Here is a 13,407-nt window from a genome sequence, read left to right on the forward strand (position 1 = left end):
TTCAGTGCCCTCGAGCGAGATTGCGAGGAGGCGCCTCACAGCCTCCTGTCGGCTGACGTAGCCGGGCTGACGCGCGATCCACGAGTCAATCTGAGCGAACATTTCTTCGGTCATTCTGACGGTGATGCGGTTCTGCACCTAGTTTCTCCAATTTTCCTTCTCGGGCCTCCTTACGCACGCCGCTCCCGCGTTTCCACAACGAGCTTCACCAGGCGCTTCAGAGCTGGGTTCGTTGTCGATGACTGCCAAATTGCGTGGATGGGGATGGCATTGCAATCCGCAATGGGGATGAAAGCAACACCGTCCGGTCCAACATGCGGAGGACTACCTACCGTGAGCGTCGCGCCAAAGCCGCGTGCCACCATGTTGATAACATCAAATTGCCCTACCCGCAGCAGTCTCTGATCCAACTCACCGCCCATTTGGCGCCCAAGATGGGCCGCGAGTGCGGGGCCCAAGCCGCCAGCACCGAGGATAAACCGTTCTACCCGAAGCTCATCGAGTACGACAGCTGGCGCACACGCAAGGCCATGCGACTTCGGAAGGACGGCGACCATCTGCTCATTGCGCACGTGCAGAGATTGTATTGCGGCATTGCCGAGGATGTTGTTGCTCACGAAGGCAACTTCCGCTCTTCGCTGCTGAACCAGCATAGCACTGGTCTCGCACGTTCCTTCCACGATCTCCAGAGCCAACCCCGGGCGTTCACGCCGCAGCCGCTCGAACGCCTCACCCAGCAAACGAAACGGCACACTCGCTGCGACAGTGATTTCGCCACCCTCACCGCGTTGTGTTGCCCTGATCCGCTGGGTGGCCCGCTCGAGGTGATCAAATCCCAACGCAGCTTCCTCTAGAAAGCGCTCACCCGCTGGCGTCGGCCGGATCCCAGCATGGCTGCGCTCAAAGAGTGCCGCGCCGACCCGATGCTCGAGAATGCGTACGCCCCTGCTCATTGTTGACTGCTGCAGGTTGAGGGCCGCTGCGGCGCGGCGGAAGCTCCCATGCTGCGCGGCCACCAGAGCGTAGTGGAACAAGCGGATATCCAGCGCGGGATTGACCATCAATCACCTCTGCGGGTTCCGCAGCCCGCAACGAGTCTGGGACAAGGCCACCTCAGTGGCTGCGAGTTAGTCCTCATAGACCCGGCGCCCTAGCGTTTGTCCTGAGTAGACGCATCAGCGCGTTTTGTAGCGTCGATCTGAAACGGAGGGTACGGCAGCGCGCGCTCTGCCAATCCACCTTGCTGCCCAGTCGACGGCGCGTGGCTTCGGAGGTCTCAGAACGGACAGCGCTGGGGCCCTTGCCGCGACCGACGAGTTGGGGCGTGACAGGCGTGAATGCCAAGGCGATGTTCGCTCCGACGGCTGGACAGGCACAGGCTTCGTCGGTCTGCCTGTCCCCTTCGGGCCGGCCGCAGCACATCGCATTGGCGACATTGCTGCGCCCCTGGAGGCATTCCTTCGAAACGCTCGGATGATGGATCAAAGCGTCAATTCCGCCGACCCCTCGTTTTTGAGGGGGTGCGCTGCACGCCCTTCCGGGCAATGCTTATTATCGGAACAGCTCCGACGATGAGAGGGGGACAATCGGAATGAAGAAGCCGTCATCCAAGGTCAGGGAAGAGATCGGTCGCCTCCAACTAGAGCCCTGTTGGTTGCATCAATGCCAACAATGTTGTCATGGGACTCCTGGCTGGGCATAAGACCAAATGCCGAATGCGCGCGAACCTGAAGGGGCCTCCCGTAATGAAGATCAGCCTCGATCACCTCCCCGAAAGCAAGCAGCGGAACGTTGCGCACATCGTCGAGATCATCCACGAGGAATTTGAGGACGCGCTGAAAGAGGCCAAGTCCGAAAACAAGCGCCGGGGCCGAATTCTAAAGATCATCCTGTTTGGTTCCTACGCCCGTGGCACCTGGGTTGATGAGCCCCATACGATGAAGGGATATCGCTCCGACTTCGACGTTCTGGTGATCGTCAACGAGAGCCGCTTTGCGGAATTTGAGTATTGGGATCGCGCCACCGATCGGCTGAACCGAGACCCTTCGATTGGGGCTCCTGTGGGTCTGATTGTGCATTCGGGCCGGGAGGTGAACAATGCCCTGCGCAACGCGCAGTACTTCTTCACCGACATCCGAAAAGAGGGCATCGTCCTCTACGAGATGGACGACCGTGAACTGGCGGAGCCCGGTGTGCTCACGCCGAGACAGGCTGCGGATGTGGCGAGGGAGCATTTCGAAAAGCGTTTTCCATCGTCACGACATCTCATGAAACTTGCCAGTTCGTCTGTCGAGGATCGAATGCCGAACGATGCGGCCTTCTTGCTTCATCAATCCGTCGAGCGTGCGTATTCCGCTGTGCTGTTGGTGCTGACCAACTATAGCCCTCCCTCCCATAACCTGAGATTCCTCCGCATGTTAAGCGAAGACCGTGACCGTCGGCTGATCGAGGCCTGGCCACGAGAACTGCAGCGCTTCAACGCCTGGTTCAATGTGCTGAATGAAGCTTACGTCAAGGCTCGGTACTCCAAACACTACGAGATCAGCGAAGAGGCCCTGACCTGGCTCATCGACCGCACCGAACATCTGCATTCGCTGGTACGGACGGTGTGTGAAGAACGCCTGGAAAGCTTGGAGCAGATCGCCCGAGATGGGCGCTAGTCGCGAGGCGTTGAAGCTGACCTGGGCTGTGGCCCCCGTTGAGGTTTTTTCTCTCCATTTCGCCGCCTCCCACATACAACAGTTTGGGACGGCCTTGCTGGTTGCATCCCATCAGACTGACGAGCACATGCTCTCCCCGGCCTTTTTCTAGTCAGCAGCACGAAACGGTACCACGGTGGTCAAAACCCCCTTCTCTCTCAAGGCAAAGTTCCCGTAGAGGTGCGTGACGCGTCGGTATCGACAGGTGGTCTCACTGAAGATCGCCTTGTGGGTGCCTAGCAGCGGATCGCCTTGTGGGTGCCTAGCAGCGGATCGCCTCAGTATTCATGATACGCGGAGCGATCGTCCCTACCGAGGCTTGTGCGAGGTGCAAGATGACGTACCCACTGTATCTGACGCCAGAAGAAGTGACCGAGCGATTTCGCGGCGCCATCTCGACTGGGACACTGGCCAACTGGCGAGCAATGCGCGTTGGGCCGGCCTTCGTGAAGATCGGGAAGTCCATTGTCTATCCGTTGGCCGACCTTAACGAATGGGCAAATCAGCAGACCGTTAAGTGCCGTGCGACAAATCGACTCAGCGGGAAGAGGGATGAGCCAGCGTGACCCGTCAAAATAAAGCTCACGCACGCTCCCCAAGGCCGCCCCCACCAAAGCAGTTGCGAGGACTTTCCGCTTTTATATCAATTGGATACAAAGCTGAAACGGATGATCCATAACCATCCATCGGGCGATCCCTCCCCCTCATCGGCCGACGTGCGGATGACCAGGGAAATATCGGACATAGCCAAGCCGCTGGGCATCACCCTGCACGACCATCTCATCATCGGCAAATCGGGCCACGCCTCGTTGCGCGGCCTCAAGCTACTCTGATTTTTCGGCCGCGGCCGGGCCGGCGGAGCCGGTTACCCGGTCGAATAGCTGGCGCAGGCCGCGTACCGCCGCCTTGAGCTGCGGGTTGGCTTTGATGGCAGCCCGCGTCTGCTGGAACACCCGGTGCGCCTTGACGATGACAGCGCCCTGCAGCGTCAGCCCGATATAATGCTGGCGCAGCGGCGCCTGCACATTGCACCAGTGCCGCTTTTCGTCGGTAAAGCCGCTGCCCATGTCGAAGACGCTTATGCCCTCGTCGAACACGGTCTGCATCACCCGCAGCAGGCACTGCTTGCCCGGCGAGCCGTTCTGGATGGCCGGATCGTCGCTCATCGAGGAGATGAGGCAGAACATGCGGTCATTGTGGACGATATTGTAGCGCACCGCGACGATATCGCCATTGAGCCGCAGCACATGCAGCCGCACATCAATACCGGACCCGGCCCGCGCCGCGTCATGATAGAAATCGATCAGCCGGTCATGAACGAAGGTGTCGCGAATGCCCATGGCCTTGAAGCGGGCCGAACGCTGCCGGAACATGACCTCGATGGCGCAATCGGTATCGCCGCCATTGCGCAATTCTTCGAAGCTCACCTCGCCCATGGCGGCCAGCCGGTCGCCCTGCTGCCGGTCATGCTTGCGGCGCGACTTGCTGCGCTGCAGCCGGTCGCATTCCTCCCAGCTCGCATAGTGCGAGCGGTAGAGCGTTTCCACCGCCAGCGTGGCACCCAATTCATCGAACAGCCCTTCATGCCCGCCCACCGCGACTGGGATGGAGCGGAGATAGACCAGGTCGGCGCCGCTCAATTGGCCCGTCATGGCCGTCCACAGCCGGCAACGGCCCTCTGGGCCCAGCGCGGCCAGCCGGTCATAGTCGGCAATCGGGGCATAGCAGCCGGCATTGGCGCCGGGAAACCAGGTGAGCACAGGCAGGCCATGCACGCGCTTGCGATGCAGCGGCAGCAGGGCCACCGGCTCGCCATCGATCCGGCCGACGACATAAAGCTGCTCGGCCTGCGGCACCTGCCGGTTGGCCACCCACAGGCGGATGAAATCATAGCTCTGGCCGGGGGATTCGATGCTGCTGGCCGTCAGGTCGCGCCAGACCGTCTCCACATCCTCGATCCGGCTGGTCGCCGTCGCGCCGATCTCGCCACGCAGGACGACGGCCCCGGTCCCATTGCTGCGGGCGCCGGAATCGAGCGTTGCGTCGGCTGTATTGACTGTCAGCATGATCCCCTCGTGTCGAGCCGCACTCTGGCCCCCGGGGGTAAACCAGTGCTGAAAATCCGTGCTGCAAAATCGTTGTGGGCCGGAAACTTGGCAGAGGGTTAAGCCCGGCTTACCTCAGCCAAAGCTGGCAAGCACCGGAAAGGTCTCGAGGAACCAGTAGGACAGCCGGGTGAAATTGCCGGTGAGGAACAACACGCCCGTCAGCACCAGCAGCCCGCCCATGACGCGCTCCACGGTATGGAGATGCTTCTTGAACCCCTGGAAAAAAGCCAGGAACGGCCCAATGGCGATGCCGGCCAGGAAGAACGGCACGCCCAGCCCCAGCGAATAGAGCCCCAGCAGCCCCGCCCCTTCCCACGCCGTCTCCCGGCTGGCCGCAACCGACAGCACCGCCGCCAGCACCGGCCCGATACAGGGCGTCCAGCCAATGGCAAAGGCCAGCCCCAGCAGGAACCCGCCCAGCGGCCCGCTGGCTACCCCCGGCCCCTGATGGCGCAACTGCCGGTCGAGAATGCCGATGCGGTAGACCCCGAGGAAATGCAGCCCCATGGCGATGATCAGCACGCCGGCAATCGGCGTCAGGATCGGCAAAGCCTGCCGGAAGGCCTGCCCGAAGGCCGTGGCCGTAGCGCCCAGCGTCACGAACACCACGGCAAAGCCGAGAATGAAGAACAGCGAGGTAAAGGCCACCCGCCGCTGCAGCGCCCCGGCCGTGCCATCGGCTTCCGCGCGCAACTGGTCAAAGCTCGCCCCGCTCATATAGGTCAGATAGGGCGGCACCAGCGGCAGCACGCAGGGGCTGAGAAAGCTCAGCACGCCAGCCCCGAACACCAATGGCAGAGAAAATTCCACGAGACCGACGCTCCTGTTGCGCGGTGGTTGTACCGCGCCGGACCGACAAAGCAACGCGCCCGGTGTCGCATCGCCGGTTTGTGATGCCCAAGCGAGATTGTATGCGCACTGGCAACTCACCAAATGGTTTGGTATGTTGCTGATGAGGGCAAAGAAATGAACAAACGTAGTCAGCACGTTGTGCCAAATCCGAATGGCGGCTGGAGTGTGCGCAAGTCTGGGGCCGAGCGTGCATCGCGTGTCTTCACGACTCAGGCCGACGCCATCAAGAGGGGTAAGGAACTTGCCAAGCGCGATGGCGCCGAGCTTTATGTTCATCGCTCCGACGGTACGATCCGTATGAAAAACAGCTACGCCAATGACCCGTATCCGCCGAAGGGCTGATCGGCTTATCCCGGTTGGCGTTTGAAACAAACGTCTTCATCAACTGCCCTTTTGATGACGACTATTTGCCGCTTCTCAGACCGCTCCTATTTTGCATTCTTGACCTGGGTTTCGAGCCGCGAATAGCGCTGGAAACTTTGAATTCGGCCGAACCGCGCATAACCAAAATCATGCGCATGATCCAAGAGTCGCAATTTGGCATTCACGATCTGTCTAGGCTGCGTGCCCAGGCACCAGGTGAATTCTACCGGATGAACATGCCCTTTGAGCTCGGGCTCGACGTCGGTTGTCGAGAATTTGCGGGTGGCGTTTGGGCGAGCAAGAAGTGTCTCATCCTTGAAGCAGAACGATACCGCTTTCAGGCTGCAATTTCGGATTTATCAAATTCGGACATCGCGGTCCACGGTAATGAACCCGCCGACGTCGTTACCGAAGTGAGAAACTGGCTCAATGCTCAAGCCGACCTCAACGCTGTCGGGCCAGCTCGCATATGGGGCAGATTCACCGACTTCATGGCGGCCAACTACGACAAGATGACAGCCAATGGCTTCTCGGACCGCGATATCGTCAAGCTTCCCATTGGTGAACTCATCACCCATATGAAGCTCTGGCTTACAACAAACTAAACGCCGCCCGCCGAACCGACAAGCAACGCGCCCGGTATCGCATCGCCAGTTGTGATTCCTGTGCAAAGCGCCGCCCACGCAATTTTGGGGCGCCGCGCTTTCCAAGCGCTACATCCCCGATTCCGACGCATTCGACATTCTGGCGCGCGAAAGCGAAACGCGTTTCTGATCTGCTATGGCGGATAGCGAGCCCGGTCGCCCTTGCCCCCTGCCCGCTCCCGCCCTATAGCAGCCTCGTCCCATAGGCGGCTGAGGTGCCCTCCCCATGACCACCCGTCCCATCCGCATTGCCCCTTCCATCCTGTCGGCCGATTTTTCCCGGCTGGGCGAGGAAATCACCGCCATCGACGCCGGTGGCGCGGACTATATCCATGTCGATGTGATGGATGGCCACTTCGTCCCCAATATCAGCTTCGGTCCGCTGGTCATGGCATCGGTGCGCAAATTCACCGCCAAGCCGTTCGACGTGCATCTGATGATCGCCCCCGTCGATCCCTATATCGCCGCCTTCGCCAAGGCGGGCGCCGATATCATCACCGTCCATGCCGAGGCCGGCCCGCATCTGCACCGCACCCTCCAGGCCATCCGCGCCGAAGGAAGGAAGGCCGGCGTGGCGCTCAATCCGGCGACGCCCGTCTCGGCGCTGGAAAACGTCATCGGCGATATCGACCTGCTGCTGGTCATGTCGGTCAATCCCGGCTTCGGCGGCCAGAGCTTCATTCCGCAAAGCCTGAGCAAGATCAGGCAGGCGGCGGCCCTGATCGGCAGCCGCCCCATCGACCTCGAAGTCGATGGCGGCATTACATCAGACAATGCCCGCGACGTCGCGGCGGCCGGCGCCAATGTGTTCGTTGCCGGCTCCTCCGTCTATGGCGGCAATGACGCCGCCACCTATGCCCCCCGCATCGCCGCCATCCGCAATGCCGCTTCGACCCGCCTTGCCTGAATCAAATTCTGAACCGGAAAGCCCAAGCCCATGATTCCGCGCTACTCCCGCCCCGAAATGGTCAGCATCTGGTCGTCAGAGACCCGCTTCGCCATCTGGTTCGAGATCGAGGCGCATGCCACCACCAAGCTGGCCGAACTGGGCGTGGTGCCGAAGCAAAGCGCGCAGAACATCTGGGACGTGATGAATGCCCGCAAGGCCGCGACCGGCGATTACGGCTTCGACGTCGCCCGCATCGACGAGATCGAGCGCACCACCAAGCATGACGTCATCGCCTTCCTGACCCATCTCAGCGAAATCGTCGGCCCCGACGCCCGCTTCGTGCATCAGGGCATGACAAGCTCGGATATTCTCGACACCACGCTATCGGTACAGATGGCCCGCGCCGCCGACCTCTTGATATCGGATGTCGACGCCCTGCTCGCCGCGCTCAAGCGCCGCGCCTTCGAGCACAAGAACACCATCACCATCGGCCGCAGCCACGGCATCCATGCCGAGCCGACCACCTTCGGCGTCAAGCTGGCCGAAGCCTATGCCGAATTCACCCGCAACCGCGCCCGCCTCGTTGCGGCGCGGGCAGAAATCGCCACGGCGGCCATTTCGGGCGCCATCGGCAGCTTCGCCAATATCGATCCGCAGGTGGAAGAATATGTCGCCGAAAAGCTCGGGCTGAGCGTGGAGCCGGTCTCGACCCAGGTCATCCCGCGCGACCGCCACGCCATGTTCTTCGCCACGCTCGGCGTCGTCGCCTCTTCAATCGAGCGCGTCGCCGTAGAAATCCGCCACCTGCAGCGGACCGAAGTTCTGGAAGCCGAGGAATTCTTCTCGCCCGGCCAGAAGGGCAGCTCGGCCATGCCGCACAAGCGCAACCCGGTGCTGACGGAAAACCTCACCGGCCTCGCCCGCCTGGTGCGCGGCATGGTGACCCCGGCGCTGGAAAATGTCGCCCTGTGGCACGAGCGCGATATCTCCCACTCCTCGGTGGAACGCATGATCGGGCCGGACGCCACCGTAACGCTGGACTTCGCGCTGGCCCGCCTGACCGGCGTCATCGACAAGCTGGTGGTCTATCCCGAGAACATGCGGAAAAACCTCGACCTGCTTGGCGGCCTGCACAATTCCCAGCGCATGCTGCTGGCACTGACCCAGGCCGGCTATAGCCGCGAAGATAGCTACGCCGCCGTGCAGCGCAACGCCATGAAGGTCTGGGAAATGCGCGGCGATCGCACCGGCCAGTTCGCCAAGAACCTCAAGGCGGACCCGCAAGTGACTCTGGATGATGCACAAATCGACGCCATGTTCGACGACGCCTATCATCTCAAGCACGTCGACACGATCTTCAAGCGGGTCTTCGGCGAGGCGTGATGAAGATTTCCGAATGCGACATCCTCATCCTGCCCGGCCTCGGTGGTTCCAAGCCCGGCCACTGGCAGATGCGGTGGGCCGAACGCATGGCCAATGCCGCCGTGGTCGAACAGGCTGACTGGTTCGAGCCCGATCTTGACGACTGGGTCGCCACCATCGACCAGGCGGCGCGGCTGACCCTGCGGCCGGTGGTGCTGGTCGCCCATTCCCTGGCGGTCACCGCCGTCGCGCATGCAGCGCCGCTTCTGCCCGAAAATGTCCGCGGCGCTTTCCTTGTCGCGCCGACGGATGTGGAACTGAGCCCAGCCGCGCCGGAGGAAACCCGCATTTTCGGTCCAATCCCGCGCGACCCGCTGCCCTTTCCGTCCATGGTCGTCGCGTCGAGCAACGACCCCTATGTCTCGCTCGACCGTGCCGTGGAATTCGCCACCTGCTGGGGTTCGGATTTTCACCAGGCCGGTGAAGCCGGTCACATCAACATCGATTCCGGCCATGGCCCCTGGCCGGAGGGCCTGCTGATGTTCACCCGCCTGATGCAGCGCCTGCGGGCCTAGACTTGTCACGCGTGCGGCGCGTCAAATGCTAACAGTCTGCTGACATCAAGAGTTGCCTGCTAACGCAGACGGCCGGACGTTGCCGCCCGGCCGTCTGACCGAAATCCTGCCCGGCCGATCAGCCCTCGGCAGCGATCTGCTCGTTGGCGACCTGCACCAGTTGCGCCATCTTCTGGCGAACCACGTCGTCGCCGATGGACAGCCCCTTGGCCTTGAGATCGGCCGAAACCTTGCGGAACACGTCCTCGTCGCCGGCCTCCTCGAAATCGGCCGCCACCACTTCCGCGGCATAGGCCCTGGCCGCATCACCGGTATGGCCCAGCAATTCGGCGGCCCAGATGCCAACCAGCTTATTGCGGCGGGCTTCCGCCTTGAACTTCTTTTCGGCGTCGAAGGCGAACTTGGCTTCCTGGCCCTTCTGCCGATCCTCGAACTGGCTCATGCAACTCTCCCGCTTGGCTCGCCTCTCCGGCGCTTGCCAATCGACATAGGGGGTTCGGCACGCCAAATCAACGGCATCAGGGGCGCTGCGACCTTATGCACGGCGCAGTGGGCGGCCATACGGGCCCGTCATGCAAAAGAGCTTGCCTTTTTGCTCACTTCTGGCGCATGAAGCGGCCAAATTCTCCCTCTTCCAACGGTCCCGGAATCCCCAATGAACCGTCGTCGCAAAATCTACGAGGGCAAGGCCAAGATCCTGTTCGAAGGTCCTGAGCCGGGCACTCTGGTTCAGTATTTCAAGGACGATACGACCGCCGGAGACGGCGCCCGCCACGAAATCATCGATGGCAAGGGCGTCCTCAACAACCGGATTTCCGAGTTCGTCTTCACCAAGCTCAACAGCCTGGGCATCCCGACTCACTTCCTGCGCCGCATCAACATGCGCGAGCAGCTCATCAAGGAAGTGGAAATCATCCCGCTCGAGATCATCGTGCGCAACTATGCGGCCGGCTCGCTGGTCAAGCGCCTCGGGCTCGAGCCGGGCACCCAGTTGCCGCGCTCGATCATCGAATTCTGCTACAAGGACGATGCTCTGCATGACCCGATGGTCAGCGAAGAGCATATCACCGCCTTCGGCTGGGCCACCCCGGCCGAGCTCGACGACATCATGAGCCTGGCCATCCGCGTCAACGACTTCCTGACCGGCCTTTTTATGGGCGTCGGCATCCAGCTCGTCGACTTCAAGATCGAATGCGGGCGCCTCTATGAAGGCGATCTGATGCGCATCGTGCTGGCCGACGAGATCAGCCCCGACAGCTGCCGCCTGTGGGACATCAAGACCCGCAACAAGATGGACAAGGACCGCTTCCGCGAAAACCTTGGCGGGCTGATCGAGAATTACCGCGAAGTCGCCCAGCGCCTGGGCATCCTGGTCGAAACCGACAATGCGCTGACCACCGGTCCGCGCCTCGTCCAGTAGGGTATGGCAATGAAAGCGCGCGTTACCGTCACCCTCAAGGCCGGCGTTCTCGATCCGCAGGGCCAGGCCATCGAAGGTTCGCTCAAGAGCCTTGCCTTTGCAGGTGTTGCATCTGTGCGACAGGGAAAGGTCTTCGACCTTGTCCTCGACGGAACCGACATCGAGGCAGCGCGTTCTCAGCTCAACAGCATGTGTGAAAAGCTGCTGGCCAATACCGTGATCGAAAACTACGCGGTAGAAATCTCAAATTAACGCCTCTGGGCGATAACTCATGTCGCGCCACGCCCCGGCGCAGGACCATCTAGCCATGCTCAAAACCATCTCCCTTTCGGTCATGTTCTTCGCCACGCTCGGCCTGCTTTTCGCGGCCTACGCCTCGGTTCCCGTTTAGGGCAATCGCGTCGCCCCGGCGACAGCCAAAAAAGACCTTTTGTTAAGCCGTTGCGGGCTAGATTCCGGAGAAAGAACAATTCTTTCTCGAATCGGCCCGGCGGTTTTTCTTGCTTTCATTTACGCGATACCTGCTGACCGCCGGCGCTGCGACCTGCATTGACGTCGCGGTCGTCCAGGGGTTGCTGTCACTGGACCTGCGGCATCAGCCGGTTTTCCTTGCCGCGGCCATTGCCCTGGGTGCCTTTGCTGGCATGAGCGTCAACTTCGCGCTCTCCCGCCGCTTTGTCTTTTCCATCGACGATCGCCCTGCCCGCCAGCAGTTCACCAGCTTCGTGCTGGTTTCGCTGACGACGCTCGCATTGCGCCTCGTCGTGGCCTACGCGCTGGTCGCACTGTTCACCCTGCCCGCCCTGGCCACCGGGATCGGCATGCTGCCCGTCGGCGCACCGGCCGAACGGCTCGCCCATCTGGGCGCCGTCGGCGTCGTCACCATCTATTCGTTCCTCGCCCACAAGCATGTTTCCTTCGCGGGCGGCCTTTTCAACTGGCTTGGTAGCCGCAAGACGGTGGTGTCCTGATGCATGTCGAAACCCTCATCATCGGCGCCGGCCCGGCGGGGCTGACCACGGCCTATGAACTGACCAAGGCCGGCCGCAGCGTCACCATCGTCGAGCGCGACCCGGTTTATGTCGGCGGCATTTCGCGCACCGTGAACTACAAGGGCTATCGCTTCGACATCGGTGGCCACCGCTTCTTTTCCAAGAGCGCCGAGGTGGAAGCCTGGTGGACCGAGGTGATGGGCGATGAGATGCTGCAGCGTCCGCGGTCCAGCCGCATCTACTATAACGGCAAGCTGTTCGATTATCCGCTACGCGCTGGCGACGCACTCAGCAAGCTCGGCCCGGTCGAAGCCCTGCGCTGCGTCATGTCCTATGCCTGGGCCAAGGCCCGGCCCTACCGCCACGTCGTCAGCTTCGAGCAGTGGGTGGTCAACAATTTCGGCCGCCGGCTGTTCCAGATCTTCTTCAAGACCTACACCGAAAAGGTGTGGGGCATGGACTGCTCAGAGATATCAGCCGATTGGGCTGCCCAGCGTATCAAGGGGCTCAATCTCTACCAGGCGATCATCCAGAGCTTCGGTATGGGCAGCCGGCCCAAGGGCAGTGCCGCTGTCATCAAGACGCTCATCAACTCGTTCCGCTATCCCCGCCTCGGTCCCGGCCAGATGTGGGAACGCGCCCGCGACCGCATCGTCGACAATGGTGGCACGGTTATGATGGGGTCCACCATCACGGCCATAAGCCAGCATGAGGGCACCGGCCAATGGGTCGCCATCGTGACCGACGCAAGCGGCAAGGAGACCAAGGTCACGGCCGACCACCTGGTTTCGACGGCCGCCATCAACGAGCTGGTCAAAATGCTCGGTGCCGACACGAACAATACGGTCGCAGCTGCCGCAGCTGGCCTGCGCTATCGTGACTTCCTCATCATCGGGCTGATTACCCGCGGCAAGGAAAGCTTCGGCGACAACTGGATTTATATCCACGACCCGAGCGTGAAGGTCGGCCGTATCCAGAACTTCAAATCCTGGTCCCCCGACATGGTGCCCGATCACGGGACGGCCTGCTATGGCATGGAATATTTCTGCAATGAAGGCGACGATACCTGGGACATGGCCGATGCCGACCTGATCGCCCGCGCCAAATTCGAGATCGGCAAGCTCGGCCTGGCCCGACCGGAGGACATCATCGATGGCTCGGTGGTGCGCCAGCCCAAGGCCTACCCGGTCTACGACGACACCTACAAATTCAACGTGGACACCATCACCGAGGGCCTCGGGGAGCAGTTCAGCAACCTGCATCTGGCCGGTCGCAACGGCATGCACAAATACAACAACCAGGACCACGCCATGATGACCGGCATCCTGACCGCGAAGAACATCATTGCCGGCAACCGCTCCCACGATGTCTGGACCGTCAACGAGGACGCCGAATACCACGAGGGCGGCGAAGCCGTCACCGACAAGATCGAGGAACGCCTTGTTCCCCGCCGTGTCGCCTGAGACCGTAGCAGCCACCGAGTCGGCGCCACAACGCAAGAGC

The 13,407-nt window shown here is 61.6% G+C and carries 15 protein-coding genes and 1 pseudogene; 12 read left to right on the plus strand and 4 right to left on the minus strand.

The window, feature by feature from the left end:
* Positions 1–170: 170 nt before the first annotated feature.
* On the minus strand, positions 171–1,061 hold the full coding sequence (locus ASD04_RS18590) for a LysR family transcriptional regulator (protein WP_056260240.1): 891 nt from the start codon (positions 1,059–1,061) through the stop codon (positions 171–173).
* Positions 1,062–1,745: 684 nt separating this feature from the next.
* Between ASD04_RS18590 and ASD04_RS18595 the strand changes: the two genes are divergently transcribed.
* From ASD04_RS18595 to ASD04_RS19265, 3 genes and pseudogenes are all read left to right on the plus strand, one after another.
* Positions 1,746–2,660 carry a nucleotidyltransferase and HEPN domain-containing protein gene (locus ASD04_RS18595; protein ID WP_056260406.1) on the plus strand — a complete coding sequence of 305 codons (915 nt, stop codon included), beginning with the start codon at positions 1,746–1,748 and terminating at the stop codon, positions 2,658–2,660.
* 374 nt (positions 2,661–3,034) lie between these two features.
* Positions 3,035–3,265 (plus strand): helix-turn-helix domain-containing protein, encoded by a 231-nt coding sequence (locus ASD04_RS19665; protein ID WP_082531349.1) that lies wholly within the window; start codon positions 3,035–3,037, stop codon positions 3,263–3,265.
* A gap of 102 nt (positions 3,266–3,367) precedes the next feature.
* Positions 3,368–3,532 (plus strand): annotated as a pseudogene (locus tag ASD04_RS19265) (JAB domain-containing protein); the annotation flags it as partial.
* Here ASD04_RS19265 and ASD04_RS18605 read toward each other — a convergent pair.
* Positions 3,524–4,765, minus strand: coding sequence for a GNAT family N-acetyltransferase (locus tag ASD04_RS18605; protein WP_056260244.1), 1,242 nt, complete (start codon positions 4,763–4,765; stop codon positions 3,524–3,526). The pseudogene ASD04_RS19265 and the gene ASD04_RS18605 sit on opposite strands and share 9 nt — an antisense overlap.
* A 114-nt stretch (positions 4,766–4,879) precedes the next feature.
* The gene (locus ASD04_RS18610) at positions 4,880–5,617 is read right to left on the minus strand and encodes a cytochrome c biogenesis protein CcdA (RefSeq protein ID WP_056260246.1); all 738 of its coding nucleotides are present in this window, start codon (positions 5,615–5,617) and stop codon (positions 4,880–4,882) included.
* 156 nt (positions 5,618–5,773) lie between these two features.
* On the opposite strand from ASD04_RS18610, the gene ASD04_RS18615 reads away from it, so the two are divergent.
* From ASD04_RS18615 to ASD04_RS18635, 5 genes are all read left to right on the plus strand, one after another.
* A complete protein-coding gene (locus ASD04_RS18615; protein ID WP_056260408.1) occupies positions 5,774–6,001 on the plus strand; it encodes a DUF2188 domain-containing protein in 228 nt (75 codons plus the stop codon).
* Between the two features lie 14 nt (positions 6,002–6,015).
* Entirely contained in the window at positions 6,016–6,627 is a 612-nt protein-coding gene (locus ASD04_RS18620; protein ID WP_056260248.1) for a hypothetical protein, read from the plus strand.
* Positions 6,628–6,892: 265 nt separating this feature from the next.
* Complete coding sequence (rpe, locus tag ASD04_RS18625; RefSeq protein ID WP_056260251.1) at positions 6,893–7,573, plus strand: ribulose-phosphate 3-epimerase; 681 nt, start codon at positions 6,893–6,895, stop codon at positions 7,571–7,573.
* 30 nt (positions 7,574–7,603) lie between these two features.
* The gene (gene purB / locus ASD04_RS18630) at positions 7,604–8,938 is read left to right on the plus strand and encodes an adenylosuccinate lyase (RefSeq protein ID WP_056260254.1); all 1,335 of its coding nucleotides are present in this window, start codon (positions 7,604–7,606) and stop codon (positions 8,936–8,938) included.
* Positions 8,938–9,492, plus strand: a complete 555-nt coding sequence (locus tag ASD04_RS18635; protein ID WP_056260255.1) for an alpha/beta hydrolase — start codon at positions 8,938–8,940, stop codon at positions 9,490–9,492. The genes purB and ASD04_RS18635 overlap by 1 nt, the downstream gene beginning before the upstream one ends.
* Before the next feature lie 118 nt (positions 9,493–9,610).
* On the opposite strand, the gene ASD04_RS18640 is transcribed toward ASD04_RS18635, so the two are convergent.
* Positions 9,611–9,934: a DUF1476 domain-containing protein gene (locus ASD04_RS18640; protein ID WP_056260258.1), complete on the minus strand. Its 324-nt coding sequence runs from the start codon at positions 9,932–9,934 to the stop codon at positions 9,611–9,613.
* A 213-nt stretch (positions 9,935–10,147) separates the two neighbouring features.
* Here ASD04_RS18640 and purC point away from each other — a divergent pair, with 213 nt between their 5' ends.
* The 4 genes from purC to ASD04_RS18660 all read left to right on the plus strand — a co-directional run bounded on the left by purC (position 10,148) and on the right by ASD04_RS18660 (position 13,367).
* Positions 10,148–10,912, plus strand: coding sequence for a phosphoribosylaminoimidazolesuccinocarboxamide synthase (gene purC, locus ASD04_RS18645; RefSeq protein ID WP_056260260.1), 765 nt, complete (start codon positions 10,148–10,150; stop codon positions 10,910–10,912).
* Between the two features lie 9 nt (positions 10,913–10,921).
* Positions 10,922–11,164: a phosphoribosylformylglycinamidine synthase subunit PurS gene (gene purS, locus ASD04_RS18650; RefSeq protein ID WP_056260262.1), complete on the plus strand. Its 243-nt coding sequence runs from the start codon at positions 10,922–10,924 to the stop codon at positions 11,162–11,164.
* Between the two features lie 248 nt (positions 11,165–11,412).
* Complete coding sequence (locus ASD04_RS18655; protein WP_056260265.1) at positions 11,413–11,883, plus strand: GtrA family protein; 471 nt, start codon at positions 11,413–11,415, stop codon at positions 11,881–11,883.
* Positions 11,883–13,367 (plus strand): NAD(P)/FAD-dependent oxidoreductase, encoded by a 1,485-nt coding sequence (locus ASD04_RS18660; protein WP_056260267.1) that lies wholly within the window; start codon positions 11,883–11,885, stop codon positions 13,365–13,367. Before ASD04_RS18655 ends, ASD04_RS18660 begins: the two co-directional genes overlap by 1 nt.
* Positions 13,368–13,407 lie beyond the last annotated feature (40 nt).

It is taken from the genome of Devosia sp. Root436, assembly GCF_001426345.1.
Classification (GTDB): domain Bacteria; phylum Pseudomonadota; class Alphaproteobacteria; order Rhizobiales; family Devosiaceae; genus Devosia.

Coding starts and splice junctions, on each gene's coding strand:
- ASD04_RS18660 (WP_056260267.1), top strand. CDS start 11,883: ATGCATGTCGAAACCCTCATCATCGGCGCCGGCCCGGCGGGGCTGACC.
- ASD04_RS18635 (WP_056260255.1), top strand. CDS start 8,938: ATGAAGATTTCCGAATGCGACATCCTCATCCTGCCCGGCCTCGGTGGT.
- purS (WP_056260262.1), top strand. CDS start 10,922: ATGAAAGCGCGCGTTACCGTCACCCTCAAGGCCGGCGTTCTCGATCCG.
- ASD04_RS18595 (WP_056260406.1), top strand. CDS start 1,746: ATGAAGATCAGCCTCGATCACCTCCCCGAAAGCAAGCAGCGGAACGTT.
- ASD04_RS18605 (WP_056260244.1), bottom strand. CDS start 4,765: ATGCTGACAGTCAATACAGCCGACGCAACGCTCGATTCCGGCGCCCGC.
- ASD04_RS18615 (WP_056260408.1), top strand. CDS start 5,774: ATGAACAAACGTAGTCAGCACGTTGTGCCAAATCCGAATGGCGGCTGG.
- ASD04_RS18640 (WP_056260258.1), bottom strand. CDS start 9,934: ATGAGCCAGTTCGAGGATCGGCAGAAGGGCCAGGAAGCCAAGTTCGCC.
- ASD04_RS18590 (WP_056260240.1), bottom strand. CDS start 1,061: ATGGTCAATCCCGCGCTGGATATCCGCTTGTTCCACTACGCTCTGGTG.
- rpe (WP_056260251.1), top strand. CDS start 6,893: ATGACCACCCGTCCCATCCGCATTGCCCCTTCCATCCTGTCGGCCGAT.
- purB (WP_056260254.1), top strand. CDS start 7,604: ATGATTCCGCGCTACTCCCGCCCCGAAATGGTCAGCATCTGGTCGTCA.
- purC (WP_056260260.1), top strand. CDS start 10,148: ATGAACCGTCGTCGCAAAATCTACGAGGGCAAGGCCAAGATCCTGTTC.
- ASD04_RS19665 (WP_082531349.1), top strand. CDS start 3,035: ATGACGTACCCACTGTATCTGACGCCAGAAGAAGTGACCGAGCGATTT.